The following is a 21,163-nucleotide window of genomic DNA, read 5'->3' as shown; positions in this document are numbered from 1 at the left end:
CGCACCGGGCAGCGCCCCCGCCTGCCCGGCCCTGCCACGCCCCCTGACCAACCCGCCGCATCCCGGCGAACGCCGGGCTGCCGGGTGGCGACCGGGTCGTGGCCAGGTCGTGCCGGGGTTCCGGATCGTAGACGGGCCACGTCAGGGGCCTGTCGGGGGCGGGTAAGTTGAAGCGGATACCGGTTCCGTGGGCCGCTGCCTGACGTCGGGTCCGTCGTACCGGAGTGCTCCCGGGCGGCGGCGGGACGGCCGGCGCGGCGGTGGCGGGAGCGGGCCACAGCTACGGGGGTGCGCGGCAGCGTCAGCGCCGCGCCGAGGGGAGAGGCACCAACATGCGGCTGCACACGCAGGAGTGGGGCACGGGGGACCGGGTCGCGCTGCTCATCCACGGGATCATGTCGGACCACCGGACCTGGCGCCGGGTCGGTCCCGCGCTCGCCGCCCACGGCTACCGGGTCATCGCGGTGGACCTGCGCGGACACGGGTTCAGCGAGCGGGCGGCGGAGTACAGCGTGCCGTTGTTCGCGGCCGATCTGGAGGAGACCCTGCCGGTCGGCGCGGAGTTGGCCGTCGGGCATTCGCTCGGCGGGCTCTCGCTCTCCCTCGCGGTGCACGCGCTCCGCCCGCAGCGCGCCGTCTACAGCGACCCGGCCTGGGCGCTGGCCACCAGCGAGCGCCTGGTGGACGCCAAGATGCTGAACGCGCTGCGCAAGGCGAACCGCAACATGATCGCCTCCTTCAACCCGCGTTGGGAGGAGGCCGACGTGGAGGCGGAGCTGGCCGGCATCGCGGCCTGGGACCCGGAGGCGGGGCACGCGGTGGACCGTACGCACGCGGTCGACCACATACCCGAGCGGCCGATCGTGCCGTCGCTGGTGCAGGTGGCCGACCCGAGTTACGTGGTCTCCGCGGCGCACAAGGAGGAGCTGAGCGCACGCGGCTTCACCGTGCACACCATCGAGAACACCGGCCACTCCATCCACCGCGACGACTTCGACGCGTTCATGGGGTCGATCCTCGGCTGGGTACGCGGGGAGGAGCCGGCGGGCGTGCGCTGAGGGGGCGGCTGGCCGGCCGTCGACAAGGAGCGCACCCGGGCCGCCCGTGCCCGCCGCCCCACCTACGTCTGGCAGTCCAGCACCGTCCCGCACAGCCCGCACCTGGCCCGCAGCGTGCCGCGGACCGGGACCCGGATGCGCTGGTTGCACACCGGGCAGGGGAAGCGGACGCGGAGCGGGCCCCGGCCCTCGAAGGCGTAGCCGGTGGCCGGGTCGGTGGGTTCCGTCGCGGGGAGGTCGCCGTGCGTGCGCAGGCGGTCCTGGGCCTGCCGCCGGTCCTTGGCGTAGTGGCGGCGGCCGGTCCAGCCGCTGGCGGCCAGCGGCGGCTGCCGCTCGTCCCGGCGCGCCCTGGCCTGCCCCTTCACGTACGCGTCGTACGCCTGCGGGCTGGTGAACCACGGCGCGACGTCCTCGCCGAAGAACTGGCCGCGCTTGGCGAGCACGTAGCCGAACTCCTCCGGCGTCAGATAGCCGAGCTTCTGGCGGGAGACCGAGCTCTCCCGGTACGCGTCGAGCAGCAGCCAGCCGGCGCCGAGGTAGGCCGCCGCGGTGTCGGTGAGGATCTCGTTGTCCCGGGTGCCGGGGAAGGCGAGGTCGAGGCGGTGCAGGTAGACGTGCATCACCTCGTGTGCGAGGGCGGCCCCGATGTCGCGGCGGTGGGTCTTGAACCGGGCGTTGAGCTCGATGAAGTACTCGGGCCCCGCGGTCAGTTCGACGTTGCCCGCGTGCTCCATCTCCCGGAAGCTGATGATCATCCGGGCGTCGGGCAGCCGCAGGTGCCGCACCATCACCCGGGCGACGCGCTGCACCCCCAGATAGAGGTCGTCCTCGTCGGGGAAGGCCACGTCGGCCGGCGGCACGCTCAACGCGAAGGTGCGCACGGTGTCTTGGGACAGGCGCCGGTAGAGCGCCGTGATGGCCGCGCGCACCGTCTCCAGGTGCGGAAAGCCGTGCTGGATCTCGCTGCCTGTCGCCGCCACACCACACTCCCGCGCCATGGGCCCCACTGACCTGGCCCAACTCTACGGACGCCGCCCGGCGTCGTCAGCGCCGTCGGGCGGTTGCCGGGCGTCCTGACCGCAACTGGCGGGTAGGGAGCCCTTGTCATGCGGTTCACTCGGTACACATAATCGCAGTGCGCTTTGCGGGCTCACCCCACGGGGTCCGGACGTCTTACGGCTCGTCGCCTGGTCTGCACCAATTTTTTTCGGTGGATCTCCGGTGTCGAGTTCCGGATCTTCTCTTGGCATGGGCTCGCCAAACGCGTTCAACCCCCCACGAGAGGAAATCCGTTGTCCTTCCTGCGGAACGTCAAGAGAGGCGCCGCGTTCGGCGCCGTCGCCCTCGCCGCCTGTTCCCTCACCCCCGGCACGGCCCTCGCCCAGGGCGACCCCACCGGCCCGAGCACTCGGATCGTCGGCGGCACCCCGGCCGAACAGGGCGAGTTCCCCTTCATGGTCCGGCTATCGATGGGCTGTGGTGGCGCGCTGTACACCCAGGACATCGTGCTGACCGCCGCGCACTGCGTGGACGGCAGCGGCCCCAACACCGACATCGGCGTCACCGGTGGCGTGGTGGACCTGTCCGACCCCGCCGCCCAGACTGCCACCTCCACCGAGGTGCTCCAGGCCCCGGGCTACGACGGCACCGGCAAGGACTGGGCCCTGATCAAGCTCGACCGGCCGATCGACCAGCCCACGCTGAAGATCGCCGACACGGACGCGTACGACAACGGCGACTTCCAGATAGCCGGTTGGGGCGCCGACCGCGAGGGCGGCAACCAGCAGCAGCGGATGCTGAAGGCCACCGTGCCCTTCATGGACGACGCGACCTGCAAGGCCGCCGGCGGCTCGTACGCCGGGCTGGTGGACGACGAGGAGATCTGCGCCGGCACGCAGTCGGGCGGCGTGGACAGTTGCCAGGGTGACTCCGGCGGCCCGATGTTCCGCAAGGACGACGCGGGCGAGTGGATCCAGGTCGGCATCGTGAGCTGGGGCGAGGGCTGCGCCCGGCCCGGCAAGCCCGGTGTGTACACCCAGGTGAGCCACTTCGCCCAGGACATCAAGGGCGCGGCCGAACAGCTCGGCGGCTGACCGCGGGGGCGATGGCCCGCGGCCGGCCGGGGCTGGCCTTGGCCGGTTCGGCTGAAGTGACCGTGTGAACGGGTCGTACGGGGCGGCGTCGGTGCCGTCCCGTACGGCGCCCGGCCGTCCCGTGGCGCGCCCGGTCCGCTGCGACACCTGACCGCGCGGCGGCGTTGCTGCCGCGTTGCCTCGTTGCCCGTTCCGCGCCGCGAACCGCCCGACGGATGCCCGATCAATTCCGCGTACGCGCATTTCGCGTACGTGGAATTTCGCATGTCCGCTTACGGCGAGCGGGCATTGTCGGCCATGGATTGCGGTCCGGTGTTTCGCCGCTACTGCATTTCCGTGAACGCCCCTGACGGCTTTCCCGTAATGGGCCTTTGGGGACTTCGGGCGGTGCCGGGGTAGGGGCCCGGCGGTCTGGAGCATGTGGTTTCTGGGGCTGCTGCCGGCTTGGTCGTGTGGTGCTTCTCACCCGTTCTGAACTGGGGTGATGGCGGATCGCCGGGGTGGCTCGCGGGGCTGCGCGGCGCCGGCTCGATGGCCTTGCGGGCTCCCGGTGTCCGTATATCGGAGAGCGTGGCGCGAGGCGATCGCTATGCATTCCCGGCAATGCGGCAGGCCCCAGCACCGCCCGTGGAATCTGTCCGGAAAATCTTCTGCGGTGTCCGGAACATGACCCTTGCCAGCGCGTCCATAGGCTCCACATAATTCGAGCGGCACTTTCACGGTCTTGTTCCAATGAATCCGGACGTCGTGCGGTCCGCTGTTCCACGCTTCAGGGATGTGTTGAGGCAGCGGCAACCGGATTCTGGTTGTCATGATTCTGCCAATTGTGTGCTAACCACCCACGAGAGGACATCCGTTGAAGCTCATCAAGCACCTGAAGAGATGCGTCGTCGCGGGCGCCGTTGCGCTGGCCGCGGTCAGCCTGAGCCCCAGCACCGCCATGGCGCAGAGCGACCCGAGCGGTCCGAGCACCCGGGTCGTGGGTGGCACCCGGGCCGCGCAGGGTGAGTTCCCGTTCATGGTCCGGCTGTCGATGGGCTGTGGTGGCGCGCTGTACGCCAAGGACATCGTGCTGACCGCCGCGCACTGTGTGGACGGCAGCGGCCCCAACACCGGCATCACCGTCACCGCCGGCGCCGTCGACCTCCAGAGCTCCAGCGCGGTGAAGGTCAAGTCCACCCGCGTGCTCCAGGCCCCCGGCTACAACGGCAACGGCAAGGACTGGGCCCTGATCAAGCTGGCCAAGCCGATCAACCAGCCCACCCTGAAGATCGCCACCAACTCGACGTACGACAACGGCACCTTCGACATCGCGGGCTGGGGCGCCAACCGCGAGGGCGGTGCCCAGCAGCGCTACCTGCTCAAGGCCAAGGTGCCCTTCATCAGCGACGCGACCTGCAAGGCCGCGGGCGGCTCGTACAGCGGTCTGATAGCCAACGAGGAGATCTGCGCCGGCCTCCAGCAGGGTGGCGTCGACACCTGCCAGGGTGACTCCGGTGGCCCGATGTTCCGCAAGGACGGCGCCGGCGAGTGGATCCAGGTCGGCATCGTGAGCTGGGGCGAGGGCTGCGCCCGCGCCGGCAAGCCCGGTGTCTACACCCAGGTGAGCTACTTCTCTTCGGCCATCAAGTCCGCGGCCAGCTCCCTCGGCCGCTGACCCGGCACGCCAGGTGACCTGCGACCGGCGGTCACCGGCGGGCTGACGGCAACTCCGTACGGTACGGGCCGCGCCCCCTGGGCGCGGCCCGTCTGCGTTCTGGCACTACGGGCCGTCCGCGGCACCGGTGTGCGGGTCGGCTGCGTCCGCCGGGCGCGGCCCGGCTGTGATTCCGGCTGCCCTCCGGTGCCTGGCGCCGCCGGGTCTCGGCGGGCTGGGCCTCGGCGGCGTGGGTGGTCAGGGGCGGCGGGTCGGTACGGGCAGCAGGGTGGGCCAGCGGTCCCGTGCCTGCCGGTGCAGGGTGTGGCACAGGGCGCCGAAGGCACGCAACTCATCGCCCTGCGCGGCAAGTTCGGCCACCACGGCGAGTCGGTGCAGGAGTCGCTGGCGCGCCGTGCAGGTGCCCCACTCCCAGTCCTCGTGCGGCAGCCGCGCCAACTGGTCGGCGGCGCCCCGCAGGGCCCGCTGCACCAGGGCGTCGCCGCGGATCAACCAGCCGGCGCAGGCGTCGGTGAGGTCCAGGACCAGCGGCTCGCCGGTCAGCTCGCGCCAGGTGTCGGCGTAGGCGCCCTCGGCCCGCCGGAGCAGCGCGGGCTTTGCCGCGGTGACGCACCAGCAGGTGGGGAAGCCGATGCGCAGATAGGCGAGTTCGACCAGGCCGCTGCCCCAGGACGCCCCTTCCAGGTCGATGAACCTGACACCGTCCGCGGTGTGCAGGTCATTGCTCGGGCAGGGGTCGCCGTGCAGCAGGGCCCGGCCGGGCGCCGCGGCCAGCCGGGCGACCAGCGCGTGCAACTCGTCCGCCACGCCCGGGGCGACCGCCACCCCGAGCGCGCCGGCCAGCGCGAGGAACGCCGCGACGTCGGCTTCCGTCGGCCCCTGCCACCGCGGCAGCACGTCGGCCACCTCGGGCCCGGCGCTCGCGTGCAGTCGGGCCAGCGCCCGCGCGTAGGCCACGATCCAGTCCGGCGCCGGCGGCCGATGGGTGAGGTGTTCGAGCACGATGAGCCGCTGCTCGGGGTCGGTGCCCCAGAGCGCGGGCACCACCGGGTCCGCCGCCCGCCCGGCCAACCGCAGGGCGGCCACCTCGCGCCCGTACCGCTCGTCGGCGTCCGCGGCGTCCACCCCTTCCACCACCTGCTTGACCACCGCTGCCCCGGCGGCCAACGCGACCCGCCACACCCGTGACCGCGGGCTTGACTCAAGCAGTTCCGGTTCGCGCGGCGGCCCGAGCCGGGCGTGCAGGGCCGCGCTGAACGGTGGCGCTGCCGGCTGCGGCGTCGGCTCCGGTGAGGGCTCTGGCTGCTGTGATGACCGTGGCTGCTGCGGGGGTGGCGAGGGTGGCATGGGGCGCATGGTGTCACGGGAGTGGGGGCGCGGCGCGGGCTGGTGCGGGGGAGACCTGTGCGTACGGGGTGGGTGGTGGTCGCGGACCCGGGCGGTCTCGGAGGGGCCCCGGGCGGGGGATGGGCGGGCCCCCCTTCGTCGCGGCCCCGCGCGCGATGCGCAGCGGCAGCCGCCAACGTCGAGTTGAGCCGGGTGATCACATCAAGTCGACGCCGTGTCGGGAAGCTTGACGCGGTGGTGGCGGCCAACTGATCATCCGGACATTCGTTTGCTCGGCCATCGCACGTCCCTACTCGCCGAACGGGAGACCTGTCCGATGTCTGCGTCTGATGAGCGTGCCGCCTCCGAACGCGCCACTAGCGAACGTGCCGCCTCCGAACGCCCTGCTGCTGACCGTCCCGGCGCGCGCCACGCCATTCCCGAAGGCGCCGCACCCGAAGGCGCCGCACCCGAGTGTGCCGGCGCCGGTCGGCCCGGGGCGGGGCTGACGCGGCGGGACGCCGGCCGGTTGTTCGGCGTCGCCGCCGCGGCCTCGCTGTTCACCGGTGCGGGGCCGGCGCTCGCCACCGCCTCGCCGCGGTCCGTGGCCGGGGGCGGCCCCGCCGACCTGGTGTTCCGCAACGGCGACGTCCGTACGATGGACCCGTCGCGGCCGAGCGCGTCGGCCGTCGCCGTCCGGGCGGGCACGATCGTCTACGTCGGCGACGACTCCGGTGCCCGGTCCTTCGCGCGGGCCGGCGCCCAGGTGGTGGACCTGCGGGGCCGCACCCTGTTGCCGGGCGTCAACGACACCCATCTGCACACCGCCGTCTACCGGTTGAACCTGCCGCCGTACGCGCTGGACCTGGGCCCGAGCGCGGTGCGCTCGATCGCCGACATCGTTGCCGCGGTGGCCGCAGAGACCGCGCGGGTGCCCGCCGGGCAGTGGGTGCGCGGCTCCGGCTGGAACCCGGGTCGGCTGACCGACCAGCGCGGCCCGAACCGCGACGACCTGGACCGAGTCTCGCCCGACCATCCGGTCTTCCTCCAGGACAGCGGCTACCACGTCAGCGCGGTCAACTCGCGCGCCCTGGCGCTGGCCGGCATCGTCGACGCCGGGCCGAACGATCCCCGCACGCCCGGCGTCGAGTACGACGCGAACGGGCGCCCCACCGGCGTCCTGCGGTACGGGGCGCAGGCGCTGGTCCAACTGATCCTGCCGCCCTGGCCCCGCGAGCGGCGCAAGGAGGCCATCGCGGACGCGGTCACCCGGCTGCACGCGCAGGGCATCACCAGCTTCACCGATCCGGGCCTGGGCCCCGGCGGCGAAGGGCTCGGCGGCGGCACGCAGGGCACCGAGACCCTGACGGCGTACGCGGAGCTGGCCGGGTCGGGCGGGTTGCGGGCGCGGGTGAACGCGCTGTTCCTGCCCTGTTCGCAGTCGGGCGGTTCGGCCGCCGCCGTGCGGGCCGCGCTCGACGCGTTCACGCCGCCGACCGGGGTGGACCCGCGGCGGCTCGCGGTGCGCGGGGTCAAACTGTTCTCGGACAGCGGCGGCGACCTGCTCGTCGAAGGCGCCACCAACGAGGAGCGGGCCGCCGAGCTCACCGAGATGATCCGCATCGCGCACGCCGCCGGCTACCAGGTGGGCGTGCACTGCTACCGGTGGGTGCCCACGGTCGTCGCCGCGTTCGTGGCCGCGGCGCGCCGCCATCCGCGCCCCGACCCCCGCCACGTCCTGATGCACGGCCCGTTCACCCCGCCCGGCCTGCTGCCCACGCTGGCCGAGCACGGCATCGGCTTCGGCCCGCAGGCGCAGAGCTGGGCCAACGTGGTGCACGGGGCGGCGCAGGGCCCCGAGGGCGACGCGTTCGTGCCGTGGCGCTCGGCGGTCGACGCCGGCGTCCCCTTCGTCGGCAGCTCCGACACCCCGGTCAACTCGCCGAACTGGCGCGCCGGCGTCGCCGCGCTGACCACCCGCATCGGCGCCTGCGGCGAGGTGCACGGCCCGGACCAGCGGCTCACCCTGGACCAGGCCCTGGCCGCGTACACCACCGGCGGTGCCTGGCAGGACGCCGCCGAGTCCTGGAAGGGGTCGCTGACCGTGGGCAAGGTGGCCGACCTGTGCGTACTCGAAGCAGACCTGCGGACCACGCCGCTGGCGGAGATCGCCGAGGTGCCGGTGGGGATGACGGTGTTCGACGGCGAGGTGGTGCACGGGGGGTGAGGGGGCGTCGGGCGGCGGGCCATCGCCCCCGCGGGCGCCCGTGCGGTGACGTCCGCGGGGGCCGGGCGGGGCGCGCTCAGCCCGCGTCCTCCGCGGGCGGCAGCCCCTGGCCGTAGCACAGGCAGAACGGGTGACCCGCCGGGTCGGCGAAGGTGAGGAAGCCGGAGCGGGCGCCGCCGGAGTCGTGGAGGAAGGTGGCGCCCAGGGCCTCCACCTCGCGCCGGGCGCGGATGACGTCATCGCGCGTGTCGACCTCGAAGTCGAAGTGGAACTGTTGCGGGTGGGCCGGGTCGGGCCAGCGCGGCGGGCGGTGGTCGGCGACCTGCTGGAAGGCGATCTGTTGGCCGTCGGGCGCGGTGAGGGTCGTCCACGTGGGGTCGTCGGTGACCGGGCGCCAGCCCAGGACGTGTCCGTAGAAGGTGGCGAGCGCGGTGGGGTCGGGGCAGTCGATGACGGTGCACTGGAGTTTCGCGATCATCAGGGCAGCCTGCCCGGGGCGCGGCCGGGAGTCCACAGGCCCTCACCCGACCGGCTGCCTCGCCCGCGGCGCGGGTGGGGACGTACGCCGTACGAAGCGGCCGTACGAAGCGACCGGAGGAAGCGGCCGTACGAAGCCGTACGGAGCTGTACGAAGGGGCCCCTCTGTCGGTCCAGTCGGTCTTGCCGCCTCTGTCGGGCCTGTTGGGCCTGTCGGGCCTTGCGGGTCCTGCCGGTTCGTCGACCCGCCGCCCGGTTGGCGACGGCGGGCGGCCGGTCGGGCGCGTCCGACGGCGCGGACGCGGGGCGGCGCGGTGATCGGGCCGTGGGCCGCGCGGGGTGGCCGGGCGGGCGATCACGCCGGCGGGCGCCCTGTTAGCGTGGCGCCGTTTGCCGCCCGTGACCGCATCGGGAGACCCACGCCATGAACGACCAGCCTGATCCGTCCGTACCCAGCACCCCGCCGGACCCGCCCGGGCCGCCCGCCGCCGGAGCCGACACCTCCGCCCTGGACGACGCGGCGGTGCGCGCTGAACTGTCGCGGCTGCGGGACAGCATCGACAACATCGACGCCGCCGTCGTGCACATGCTCGCCGAGCGCTTCAAGTGCACCCAACGGGTGGGCCGCCTGAAGGCCGACCACAAGCTGCCCCCGGCCGACCCGGCGCGCGAGGCCCGGCAGATCGCCCGGCTGCGCGAACTCGCCGGCAGCGCCAAGCTCGACCCGGGGTTCGCCGAGAAGCTGCTCAACTTCATCATCGCCGAGGTCATCCGCCACCACGAGCAGATCGCGGACGACGTGGAGACCAGTGGCGGGGCGGCGGCCGGACGGTAGCCGCCCGTCCCGGCCGGGCGAGCGGAGTCAGGTCACCTACGGGCCAGGCGCCGGCCCGGCGCGCGGTGCGTCGCCGGCCGGACCACCCCCGTCGCGCGGTCCGGCCCGGCGATCGTGCGGCCCCTTCCCCCGTGGGGACCGAAACGCTCGCTCCTTGCGCGGGGCCGGCAACGCCGGTGCCGGCCCCCTCTTCCGTACGTGGTCGTGGTCGGTGGGTGGGCGTGGTTCCCGCCGGCCGGGCGCACCGCCGCGTGGGGTGGGCCCGGCCGGGCCGCCCCCGCCGGTTACGACAGGTGGGCGTACTGGCCGACCACGTAGTCGCCGGCCGGCTGTTGGCTGATGAGGTTCAACCGGTTGAAGGCGTTGGTGACGGCGATGATGCCGGTGAGGGCGGTGAGCTCGGCCTCCGTGTAGTGCTTGGCGGCCTCGGCCCACACCTCGTCGGAGACGCCGCCCGCCGCGTCCGCGATGCGGGTGCCCTCCTCGGCGAGTTCGAGCGCGGCCCGCTCGGCCGGAGTGAAGAGCGTGGCTTCCCGCCAGGTCGCGACCAGGTGCAGCCGCGCCGAACTCTCCCCTTCGTGCTCGGCCTCCTTGGTGTGCATCTCGACGCAGCGGGCACAGCCGTTGATCTGGCTCACCCGCAACAGCACCAACTCCCTTGTCGCCGCGGGCAGCGGCCCGTCCGCGAACACCTTGCCGGCCGCGATCAGGTGCTTCACGGACGCCATCGCCTGCGGGCTTGCGAAGAAGTTCAACCGAGCATCCATCGTTCACTCCCGTGTCGTTCTCGGTGGCTACACCCCTGTGACGAAACGGCGCGGAGCGGTGTGACGGGGACGGGTGTGAGCTACCTCTCGCGGGGCGCCCGGGGTGCCCGGGTGCCGGGCGGAGCGGAGCAGGTCGGTGGGGCGTGGGCCGGGCCCGTCGGAGCGGGGCGGCTACTCCGGTGAGCCGGGTGCCCCCGCGGCCCGCAGTGCCAGGTAGTGCGCCCGGCGCTGGTCGTCGGCGGCCAGCGCGACCCCGGCCCAGGCCATGGCGCGGGCTGCCGCGAGCGCGGCTGCGTCGGCCGCGGCGCCGCCGGTCCACTCGGCGAACTCCCGGGTGTGCGGGGTGCATTCGGCGCCCTCGATGCCCACGTGCGGATGGATCGCGGGCAGCGCCCGGGTCACGTTCCCCATGTCCGTCGACGCGCCGATGCGCCGCGGCGGGCCAGCTGGCTCGGCGGGGGTGCGGCCGGCGGCGCGCAGCCCGTCCGCGTAACGCGCCATCAGCCAGCCGTCGTTGCACAGGTCCAGGTAGTCGGGCTGGGTGGGCTCGATCGTCACCGTGCACCCGGTGGCCAGGGCCGCGCCGTGGAAGCAGTTCGCCACCCGCCGGCGCAACTCGGTCAGTTCCTCCGCGGTCGGGGTGCGCACCTCCCAGTCGAGTACCGCGCGTTCGGGGATGATGTTCGCCTGGTCACCGCCGTGCCGGACGATGCCCGACACCCGGTAGCCGTCCGGGAGTTGCTGCCGGAGCTGGCCGACGGCGACCTGGGCGACCACGGCCGCGTCGGCGGCGTTGATCCCCAGGTGCGGGGCTGACGCGGCGTGCGCGGCGCGCCCGGTGAAGGTCACCGCGAAGCGGGCCACCGCGGTGGTGGACGAGCGCGGGTCGACGTCGTCGGCCGGCCCGGGGTGCGCCATCATCGCCACCGTCACGTCGTCGAAGGCGCCGCGTTCGAGCAGCAACACCTTGCCGCCGCCGTGCTCCTCGGCCGGCGTGCCGAGCAGCCGTACCGCGAAGCCGAGTTCGTCGGCGACGGCGGCAAGCCCGATCGCGGCGCCCGCACCCGCCGCGCAGATCACGTTGTGCCCGCAGGCGTGGCCGAGGCCGGGCAGCGCGTCGTACTCGGCGCACACCCCGATCACCAGCGGCCCGGTCCCGTACGAGGCGGTGACCGCGGTCGGCAGGTCGTGGCCGCCGCGCTGCACGGCGAACCCGGCCCCCGCCAGCAGGTCGGCCAGCCGCTCCGACGCCCGGTGCTCGGCGAAGGCGAGTTCGGGATCGGCGTGCAGCGCGCGGCTCAACTCCGTCAGGCGCCCGGCGTACGCGTCGATCCGGGCGAGTACGCGCTGTCGCGCGGCCTCTTCGGCGGCGGTGGACGCGGGCGGGGGAGCGGCCCCGACCGACGCGCCGGCCCCCTCCCCGGTGGGCGCCGTGCCCGCCGGCCGAACCTCTGGCGCCGAGCCCGACGGGTCCTGCGCGGCAGCCGGTGGCGTACCGGGTCCTGGGTGGCTCATCGGGCACCCGCCCGGCGTATCGCAGGGTGCTGCGCCGGCTGCGCGGGGCGGTGGGTGCGGCCCGGCCGCCGGGCCCGGGCGGGCCGCGGGGCGTACGGGGAGGTTACGGCGATCGTCATGCCCCCACCCTGCCACCCGGGCCCACCCCGCGATCCGGCCCCGGCCGGTCATCCGGGTCCGCGCCCGACCCGACGCATCCCCTCCCACCTGCGTAAAGCCAGCCCACACGGACCCGTGCCCCGGCCGGTCACCGGCTCCCGGCAGCGGGCCCGTGCCGGACCGTCCCCGCACCACCGCGGTCGGTGATCGGGCCGTACGAAGTGGTGTCTCGCACACCCCCCGCGGCCTGCACGCCGCGCGAGCCGTAGGGCAGCATGGCTCCCATGTCCGTACTGACGCGCGATGAAGCGCAGACCCGTGCCGCCCGCATCGGCCTCCGCCGCTACACCATCGACCTCGACCTGACGCGGGGCGACGAGGTGTTCGGTTCGACCACGTCCGTGCGCCTGTGCGTGCGTGAGGCGGGCACCGACACCTTCGTCGAGCTGGAGGCCGCCGCCCTGCACCGGGTCACGCTCGACGGCGTCGAACTCGACACCGCGCGCTACGCCGACGGCCGGTTCCCGCTGACCGGACTCCCCGAGGGCGAGCACGAGCTGCTGGTCGAGGCCGACATGCGGTACTCGCGCACCGGCGAGGGAATGCACCGCTTCACCGACCCCGCCGACGGCGAGACGTACCTCTACACCATGTGCTGCATGTCGGACGCGCCCAAGGTGTTCGCCTGCTTCGACCAGCCCGACCTGAAGGCCGTGTTCGAGGTCAGCGTCACCGCGCCGCCCGAGTGGACCGTGCTCGGCAACGGCATCGCGACCCGGGTCGGGGACGCCGCCGACGGCCGCTGGCAGCTCGCGCCCACCCAGCCCATCAGCACCTATCTGATGGCGCTCGCCGCCGGCCCCTGGCACTCGGTGCGCACCCAGCACGCCGGGCTCCCGTTCGGCCTGCACGTGCGCCGCTCCCTCGGGGCCCAGTTGGACGCCGACGCCGAGGAGCTCTTCGACATCACCCGGCGCTGCTTCGACCGGTACCACGAGATCTTCGACGAGCCGTACCCGTTCGACTCCTACGACCAGGCGTTCGTGCCCGAGTTCAACTCCGGCGCCATGGAGAACCCGGGCCTGGTCACCTTCCGCGACCAGTTCATCTTCCGCTCCGCCGTCACCGAGGGCGAGCGGCAGAGCCGGGCCATGGTCATCGCGCACGAGATGGCCCACATGTGGTTCGGCGACCTGGTCACCATGCGCTGGTGGGACGACATCTGGCTGAACGAGTCGTTCGCCGAGTACATGGGCTTCCAGATCCTCACCGAGGCCACCCGCTACACCGACACCTGGGCCGACTTCGGCGTCCGCCGCAAGAGCTGGGGGTACGACGCGGACCAGCGGACCTCCACGCACCCGGTGGCGCCCGAGCCCGACGGGGTGCCCGACACGGCCGCCGCCCGGCTGAACTTCGACGGCATCTCCTACGCCAAGGGCGCCTCCGCGCTGCGCCAGCTCGTCGCCTACCTCGGTGAGCGGGACTTCCTCGCCGGCATCAACGACCACTTCACGCTGAACCGGTTCGGCAACGCCACGCTCGCCGACTTCATCGACGCCCTCGCCCGCGCCTCGGGGCGGCCGGTGCCCGAGTGGGCCGACGCCTGGCTGCGCACCACCGGCGTGGACACCCTCACGCCGGTGGTCGAGGAGAGCGCCGACGGCTGGCGGCTGCGCCTGGTCCACCAGGGCAGCCGGCCGCACCAGCTCACCGTCGGCTGCTACGACCACGACCCGGCCACCGGCCGGCTGGTGCCGCGCCCGGCGCTCCAGTGGACCGTGCCGGCGTCCCCGGCGGACGCCGCCACCGACGGGCAGGCGCCCGCCGAGCAGGTGCACGAGGAGCAGGGCCCGCGCCCCGATCTCGTACTCGTCAACGACGGCGACTACAGCTACGTCAAGATCGGCTTCGACGAGCGGTCCTGGGCGACCATCGGCGCGGCCCTGTCCGGGCTGCCCGAACCGCTCTCCCGCGCCGTCGTCTGGAACGCCGCCCGGGACCTGGTCCGCGACGGCAAGCTGGCGCCCACCCGTTACCTCGACGTGCTCCGCGCCCACCTGCCGAAGGAGAGCGACGTCGTCATCGTGCAGGGCGTACTGGCCTTCGCCCGCGGCCAGCTCGCCGACCGCTACCTGCCCGTCGAACAGCGCGCCGCCGCCCTCGCCACGCTCGTCGACACCTGCCGTGACCTGCTGCTCCGTACCGCGGACGGCTCGGCGCCCGGCCTTCGCCTGGCGGCCGTGCAGACCCTCGCCGACAGCACCGACGACGGGGACGAGCTCGCCGGCTGGCTCGCCGCGGGCACCGTGCCCGGCGGGCCCGAGCTCGACCAGGAGCTGCGCTGGCGGCTGTTGCTGCGCCGCGCCGTGCTGGGCGTCGTGACGCCGGCCGACATCGAGGCCGAGCTCGCCCGCGACTCCAGCGCCACCGGGCAGGAGGGCGCCGCCCGCTGCCGCGCGGCGCTGCCCGACCCGGCGGCCAAGGAGGCGGCCTGGGCGGAACTGTTCGACAAGGACGACCTGTCCACCTACCTGGTCACCGCGACCGCCGAGGGGTTCTGGCAGGCCGAACAGCACGAACTGCTCAGCGGCTACGTGGCCCGCTACTTCCCGGCCGCCACCGCCGTCGCCGCCCGCCGCGGCCCCGCCATCGCGCAGGCCGTGGGCCGCTTCGGCTTCCCGCACCAGGCGGTGGACGCCGAGACGGTGCGGCTCGCCGAGGAGTGCCTGCGCGACGCCGACCCGACCCCGGCGCTGCGCCGGCGGCTCGTCGACGAACTCGACGACCTGCGTCGGGCGGTACGGGTACGGGAGGCCGCCGCGGCCACCGACTGACCGGGCGCCCGGCCCCCGCACCCCGCGGGGGCCCCTCGACACCGCCCGACGCACCCGCCGCCCCGATCGCCTCGCTGCCCCCGGCCCGCTACACCCGCGCGGCGCCCCCGGCAACCGCCGCGCCGCGGTGCCGGCCCCGGGTTGCGGCCCCGTGCGGATGGTGCGGCGCCGCCAGACGGCCGTACCGGGTGCGGCGCGCGGGCGGGGCTCGGGCACGCCGACGCCCGGCGCCGGTGCGCCGCCGGCCCGCCCCGCGACCCGTACCGCACCCCGTTCCCCCTGGCCACAGCACAGACGGCGGTCCGAATCCACCAGCGGCTCGCCGGGGCGGGCCGTTCGGGTGGGTTAGCATCCGTGACCGGCGCAAGCTGCCGTGTCACTGACGGCTGTACAGCCGGCCGCTAACGACGATGCCCGGCATGAGATCCATCTCCAAGCGCCTCACAGCGCTCCGAACACGCGCCGGCACAGCCGGCGTGGCATGTGCTGTGGTCGCCACAGCCGTGCCGCTCTTGACGTTCGGACTCACCACGACACCAGCGGCGGCGGCGCCGTTGCCGGGCGGTCTCGGGCCCTGTCTGCCCGGCTCCTGCCCCGATCCGTATCCGCCGATCAACAACGACGCGTTCCACGGCCGCGACAACAACATCAACATCTTCGTCGGCAACGACTTCCTGGTACGGGAAGGGGCCGCCGAGGCCGAGGGCCGCGTGGTCGTGCTCGACGAGTTCGACCAGAACAAGGGCGCAGGGCGCAGCGGCCTCTACAACCTCGGCATCGTCGGGGTCGGCTCGCGCGTGCCCCCGCCCACCGACGCGGACTTCCTCACCACCGGCGGCGGCGTGACCGTCGCGCCCGGTCAGACCCTGGACACCACCGGTGGCGTCGCGGGCGAGATCGGCACCGTACGGCACGCGGGGCCGCTCTCCGGCACCCTCACCGGCACGGCCGTCCAGGACGACGCGGCGGTCGCCCCGTACACCGCGCTCCGCGACCAGCTCACCGCCGCCAGCCGGTGCTACGCCCGGGTCGACGGCTCGCCGCGGACGCCCACCGGCACCGCGGTCAACCAGGGCTACCAGACGCTGTTCACGGGTGACGGGACCTCCTCGCTCCAGGTCTTCAACGTGGACTTCGACATGGTGGGCTCGGGCGGCGGCGCCCAGGGCATCGCCTTCGAGAACGTGCCCGCCGATGCCACGGTGCTGGTCAACGTGTTCGGCGCGAACCGGGTGCTCAACACCTACAGCGGCGGCATCACCGATGACGACCCGCTGAACGCCTACCGCGAGCGGCTGCTGTGGAACTACCCGGACGCCACGTCGGTGGATCTCGGCGGAAGCGGCCAGTTCCAGGGCAGCGTCCTGGTGGGCGAGCAGTCCTCGACCACCCGGGTCACGCTGCCCGGTGTCAACGGACGGTTCTTCACCACCGGCTCGCTGACCCACACCAGCTCCGCCGTCGGCGGCGGCCAGGAGTTCCACGCCTACCCGTTCAACGGCGACCTGCCGGACTGCGGGGGACCGGCGCCGGTGACCGGTGAGGTCAGCGTCCTGAAGACGGACGCCGCGACCGGCGACGCGCTCGCCGGTGCGGAGTTCACGCTGTGGCGGGAGTCGAACGGCACCGCCGGTCTCCAGACCGACGGCGCGGACCCCGACACCCGGGTCTCCACCTGCACCACGTCCGCCACGGGCGTGTGCGCGGACACCACCAGCCCCGGTACGTACTACTGGGAGGAGACCGCCCCACCGGACGGCTACGACCTCCCGACACCGAACGTCTTCGGGCCCCTGGTGCTGACGGAGGACAACGCGGCCGAGGGCGTGCGGGTCACGGCCGAGGACACGCGCACCCCGGTGCCGCCGGTGACCGGTGACGTCAGCGTCCTGAAGACGGACGCGGAGACCGGCGCACCGCTCGCGGGCGCCGAGTTCGTGCTGTGGCGCGAGTCCAACGGGGTCGACGGCCTCCAGGTGGACGGTGCCGACCCGGACACCCGGGTCGCCGAGTGCACCACACCGGCCAGTGGTGAGTGTGCCGAGACCACCGAGCTCGGCACGTACTACTGGCAGGAGACGGCCGCACCCGCCGGCTACGAGCTGCCCGATCCGGCGGTCTTCGGGCCGTTGACGCTCACCGAGGAGAACGCCGCCGATGGTGTCCGCGTGGAGGCCGCGAACAGCTCCACGCCGGTGCCGCCGGTGACCGGTGAGGTCAGCGTGTCCAAGGTCGAGGAGGGTACGGGCGACGCGCTCGCCGGTGCGGAGTTCACGCTGTGGCGGGAGACCAACGGCACCGACGGTCTCCAGACCGATGGTGCGGACCCCGACACCCGGGTCTCGACCTGCACCACGCCCGCCACGGGCATCTGTGCGGACACCACCAGCCCCGGTACGTACTACTGGGAGGAGACGGCCGCTCCCGACGGGTACGAGCTGCCCGACCCTGCGGTCTTCGGCCCGCTGGTGCTGACGGAGGAGAACGCCGCCGAGGGCGTCCGGGTCACCGCGGAGAACACCCGCACCCCGGTCCCGCCGGTCACCGGCGAGGTCAGCGTCCTGAAGTCGGACGCCACGACGGGTGACCCGCTCGCGGGCGCCGAGTTCGTGCTGTGGCGCGAGACCAACGGCGTCGCCGGCCTCCAGACCACCGGCGACGACCCGGACACCCGGGTCGCCGAGTGCACCACGCCGGCCAGCGGCGAGTGTGCCGAGACCACCGAGGTCGGCACGTACTACTGGGAGGAGACCGCGGCCCCCACCGGCTACGACCTCCCGACACCGAACGTCTTCGGCCCGCTCACCCTCACCGACGAGAACGCCGCCGGTGGCGTACGGGTCGAGGCGGAGAACGCCCGCACCGTGGTGCCGCCGACGACCGGTGAGGTCAGCGTCCTGAAGACGGACGCCGAGACCGGTGACCCGCTCGCCGGCGCGGAGTTCGTGCTGTGGCGGGAGACCAACGGGACCGCCGGTCTCCAGACCGAGGGCGCCGACGCCGACACCCGGGTCTCGACCTGCACCACGCCCGCCAGCGGCGTCTGTGCCGAGACCACCGAACTCGGTACGTACTACTGGGAGGAGACCGCCGCGCCCGACGGCTACGAGCTGCCGGACCCGAACGTCTTCGGCCCGGTGACGCTCACCGAGGAGAACGCGGCCGATGGCGTCCGGGTGGAGGCTGGCAACAGCTCGACCCCGATCCCGCCGGTCAACGGCGAGGTCAGCGTCCTCAAGCGGGACGCCGAGACCGGTGACCCGCTCGCCGGTGCGGAGTTCACGCTGTGGCGGGAGACCAACGGCACCGACGGTCTCCAGACCGATGGTGCGGACCCCGACACCCGGGTCTCGACCTGCACCACGCCCGCCACGGGCATCTGTGCGGACACCACCAGCCCCGGTACGTACTACTGGGAGGAGACGGCCGCGCCCGAGGGTTATGAGCTGCCTGACCCGGCGGTCTTCGGGCCGCTGGTGCTGACCGAGGAGAACGCCGCCGAGGGCGTCCGCGTCACCGCGGACAACACCTCGACGCCGGTTCCGCCGGTCAACGGTGAGGTCAGCGTTCTGAAGACGGACGCGGAGAACGGCGAGCCGCTCGCCGGCGCCGAGTTCGTCCTGTGGCGCGAGTCGAACGGCACCGACGGTCTCCAGACCACCGGCGCCGACCCCGACACCCGCGTCGCCGAGTGCACCACGCCGGCCAGCGGCGTCTGTGCCGAGACGACCACCCTGGGCACCTACTACTGGCAGGAGACGGCCGCACCCACCGGGTACGAGCTGCCTGACCCGGCGGTCTTCGGGCCGTTGGAGCTGACTGAGGAGAACGCGGCCGACGGCGTCCGGGTGGAGGCTGGTAACAGCTCGACCCCGATCCCGCCGGTCAACGGTGAGGTCAGCGTCCTGAAGACGGACGCGGAGTCCGGTGACCCGCTGGCGGGTGCCGAGTTCGCGCTCTGGCGCGAGACCAACGGCACGGACGGCCTTCAGCAGGTCGGTGCGGACCCGGACACCCTGGTGTCCACCTGCACCACGCCCGCCACGGGCATCTGCGCCGACACCACCAGCCCCGGTACGTACTACTGGGAGGAGACGGCGGCTCCTGAGGGTTACGAGCTGCCGAGTCCGAATGTGTTCGGTCCGTTGGAGTTGACGGAGGAGAACGCTGCTGAGGGTGTTCGGGTCACGGCTGAGAACACGCGGGAGCCGGTGCCGCCGGTGACCGGTGAGGTCAGCGTCCTGAAGACGGACGCCGAGTCCGGTGACCCGCTCGCGGGCGCCGACTTCGTGCTGTGGCGCGAGACCAACGGGACCGCCGGTCTCCAGACCGACGGCGCCGACGCCGACACCCGCGTCGCGACCTGCACCACGCCGGCCAGTGGCGTGTGCGAGGAGACGACCAGCCCCGGTACGTACTACTGGGAGGAGACGGCGGCTCCTGAGGGTTACGAGCTGCCGAGTCCGAACGTGTTCGGTCCGTTGGAGTTGACGGAGGAGAACGCTGCTGAGGGTGTTCGGGTCACGGCTGAGAACACGCGGGAGCCGGTGCCGCCGGTGACCGGTGAGGTCAGCGTCCTGAAGACCGACGCGGAGACCGGTGCGCCGCTCGCGGGCGCCGAGTTCCTGCTGTGGCGCGAGACCAACGGCACCCCCGGTCTCCAGACCGACGGCGCCGACACCGACACGCGTGTCGCGGCGTGCACCACGCCGGCCAGCGGCATCTGCTCGGAGACGACCAGCCCGGGTACGTACTACTGGCTGGAGACGGCTGCTCCCGAGGGTTACGAGCTGCCGGACCCGGCGGTCTTCGGGCCGCTGGAGCTGACCGAGGAGAACGCTGCTGAGGGCGTTCGGGTGGAGGCTGGCAACAGCTCGACCCCGATTCCGCCGGTCAACGGTGAGGTCAGTGTCCTCAAGCGGGACGCGGAGTCCGGTGACCCGCTCGCGGGTGCCGAGTTCGCGCTCTGGCGTGAGACGAACGGTACGGACGGTCTCCAGCAGGTCGGTGCGGACCCGGACACCCTGGTGTCCACCTGCACCACGCCGGCCAGCGGTGTCTGTGCCGACACGACCAGCCCCGGTACGTACTACTGGGAGGAGACGGCCGCCCCTGACGGCTACGACCTGCCCGACCCCGCGGTCTTCGGGCCGCTGGTGCTGACCGAGGAGAACGCCGCCGAGGGCGTCCGCGTCACCGCGGACAACACCCGCACCCCCGAGCCCCCGGTCACCGGTGACGTCAGCGTCCGCAAGACGGACGCGGAGTCCGGCGATCCGCTCGCGGGCGCCGACTTCGTGCTGTGGCGCGAGTCGAACGGCACCGAGGGTCTCCAGACGGACGGCAGTGACCCGGACACCCGGGTGGCCCGGTGCACGACGCCGGCCAGCGGGGTGTGCGAGGAGACCACGCGTCCCGGCACGTACTACTGGGAGGAGACCGCGGCTCCGGAGGGTTACGACCTGCCGGACCAGAACGTCTTCGGCCCGCTGGTGCTGACCGAGGAGAACGCCTCGGAAGGCGTGCGCGCCCACGCGGAGAACATCCGCAAGACCGAGCCGCCGGTCAAGGGCTCGATCAAGTTGGTCAAGACCGACGAGAAGCACGGCAAGCCGCTGGCCGGCGCCGTGTTCGAGCTGTGGCGCGAGACCAACGGCGTGCGCGGCCTCCAGTCGGACGGGGCCAACCCCGACACCCGTGAGGGCGAGGGCTGCTCCACCGACGACGCCGGTCTGTGCACCTTCGGCGACCTGGACCGCGGCGAGTACTACCTCAAGGAGACCGCGGTCCCCGAGGGGTACGTACTGCCCGACAACCCGGTCTTCGGCCCGTACGAGGTGACGAAGGACAACAGCGCCGACGGCGTCACCGTCAAGATCAAGAACAAGCGCGGCGAACCGTGCAAGGGCAAGGACTGCAAGCCGAAGCCCCCGTGCGACTGCTGCGAGTGCTGCAAGTGCTGTGACCACCACGGCAACGGCGGCCACCACGGTGACCACTGCAACCACCACGGCAAGCACCACGGTGACCACTGCAACCACGGCGAGCACCACGGCCACCACGGCCACGGCAAGCCGCACGACAACGACAAGCACCACGACAAGAACCACCACCACGACAAGCACCACGACAAGAACCACCACGACAAGAAGCAGGGACACCGCAAGGAAGGCCAGCACCACGAGGGCGACAAGGGCGGCCAGCAGCCGCACGCCGCCTAGGCACTCCTGACCACTCACCGGTTCGGCCGCCCTGAACTGGGCGGCCGGGCC

Annotated in this window: 12 protein-coding genes; 7 read left to right on the top strand and 5 right to left on the bottom strand. The window is 73.2% G+C overall.

The window, feature by feature from the left end; genetic code table 11:
• Positions 1–332: 332 nt before the first annotated feature.
• On the top strand, positions 333–1,058 hold the full coding sequence (locus tag ACMA1D_RS02670; protein ID WP_414722206.1) for an alpha/beta fold hydrolase: 726 nt from the start codon (positions 333–335) through the stop codon (positions 1,056–1,058).
• 62 nt (positions 1,059–1,120) lie between these two features.
• Here ACMA1D_RS02670 and ACMA1D_RS02665 read toward each other — a convergent pair whose 3' ends face one another.
• A complete protein-coding gene (locus ACMA1D_RS02665) occupies positions 1,121–2,056 on the bottom strand; it encodes a hypothetical protein (protein ID WP_414722205.1) in 936 nt (311 codons plus the stop codon).
• 294 nt (positions 2,057–2,350) lie between these two features.
• Here ACMA1D_RS02665 and ACMA1D_RS02660 point away from each other — a divergent pair, with 294 nt between their 5' ends.
• On the top strand, positions 2,351–3,151 hold the full coding sequence (locus ACMA1D_RS02660) for a S1 family peptidase (protein WP_414722204.1): 801 nt from the start codon (positions 2,351–2,353) through the stop codon (positions 3,149–3,151).
• An 856-nt stretch (positions 3,152–4,007) separates the two neighbouring features.
• A complete protein-coding gene (locus tag ACMA1D_RS02655) occupies positions 4,008–4,808 on the top strand; it encodes a S1 family peptidase (protein WP_414722203.1) in 801 nt (266 codons plus the stop codon).
• Positions 4,809–5,045: 237 nt separating this feature from the next.
• Here ACMA1D_RS02655 and ACMA1D_RS02650 read toward each other — a convergent pair whose 3' ends face one another.
• The gene (locus ACMA1D_RS02650; protein WP_414722202.1) at positions 5,046–6,155 is read right to left on the bottom strand and encodes a phosphotransferase family protein; all 1,110 of its coding nucleotides are present in this window, start codon (positions 6,153–6,155) and stop codon (positions 5,046–5,048) included.
• A 316-nt stretch (positions 6,156–6,471) separates the two neighbouring features.
• Between ACMA1D_RS02650 and ACMA1D_RS02645 the strand changes: the two genes are divergently transcribed.
• Positions 6,472–8,361 carry an amidohydrolase family protein gene (locus tag ACMA1D_RS02645; protein WP_414722201.1) on the top strand — a complete coding sequence of 630 codons (1,890 nt, stop codon included), beginning with the start codon at positions 6,472–6,474 and terminating at the stop codon, positions 8,359–8,361.
• A gap of 76 nt (positions 8,362–8,437) precedes the next feature.
• Here the strand turns inward: ACMA1D_RS02645 and ACMA1D_RS02640 are convergent, their stop codons facing one another.
• A complete protein-coding gene (locus ACMA1D_RS02640) occupies positions 8,438–8,839 on the bottom strand; it encodes a VOC family protein (protein ID WP_414722200.1) in 402 nt (133 codons plus the stop codon).
• A gap of 423 nt (positions 8,840–9,262) precedes the next feature.
• Between ACMA1D_RS02640 and ACMA1D_RS02635 the strand changes: the two genes are divergently transcribed.
• Complete coding sequence (locus ACMA1D_RS02635; RefSeq protein WP_414722199.1) at positions 9,263–9,673, top strand: chorismate mutase; 411 nt, start codon at positions 9,263–9,265, stop codon at positions 9,671–9,673.
• A 284-nt stretch (positions 9,674–9,957) separates the two neighbouring features.
• On the opposite strand, the gene ACMA1D_RS02630 is transcribed toward ACMA1D_RS02635, so the two are convergent.
• On the bottom strand, positions 9,958–10,440 hold the full coding sequence (locus tag ACMA1D_RS02630) for a carboxymuconolactone decarboxylase family protein (RefSeq protein WP_414722198.1): 483 nt from the start codon (positions 10,438–10,440) through the stop codon (positions 9,958–9,960).
• A gap of 171 nt (positions 10,441–10,611) precedes the next feature.
• Positions 10,612–11,955 (bottom strand): amidohydrolase, encoded by a 1,344-nt coding sequence (locus ACMA1D_RS02625; RefSeq protein WP_414722197.1) that lies wholly within the window; start codon positions 11,953–11,955, stop codon positions 10,612–10,614.
• 383 nt (positions 11,956–12,338) lie between these two features.
• Here ACMA1D_RS02625 and pepN point away from each other — a divergent pair, with 383 nt between their 5' ends.
• Positions 12,339–14,891 (top strand): aminopeptidase N, encoded by a 2,553-nt coding sequence (gene pepN / locus ACMA1D_RS02620; protein WP_414722196.1) that lies wholly within the window; start codon positions 12,339–12,341, stop codon positions 14,889–14,891.
• Positions 14,892–15,403: 512 nt separating this feature from the next.
• Positions 15,404–21,112, top strand: a complete 5,709-nt coding sequence (locus ACMA1D_RS02615) for a SpaA isopeptide-forming pilin-related protein (protein WP_414722195.1) — start codon at positions 15,404–15,406, stop codon at positions 21,110–21,112.
• The last annotated feature ends 51 nt before the right edge of the window (positions 21,113–21,163 follow it).

This window comes from Streptomyces sp. 796.1, assembly GCF_047525675.1.
Taxonomy (GTDB): Bacteria; Actinomycetota; Actinomycetes; order Streptomycetales; family Streptomycetaceae; genus Streptomyces.
The sequence above is the reverse complement of the archived record's forward strand: the minus strand, read 5'-3'. Positions and strand labels throughout refer to the sequence as shown.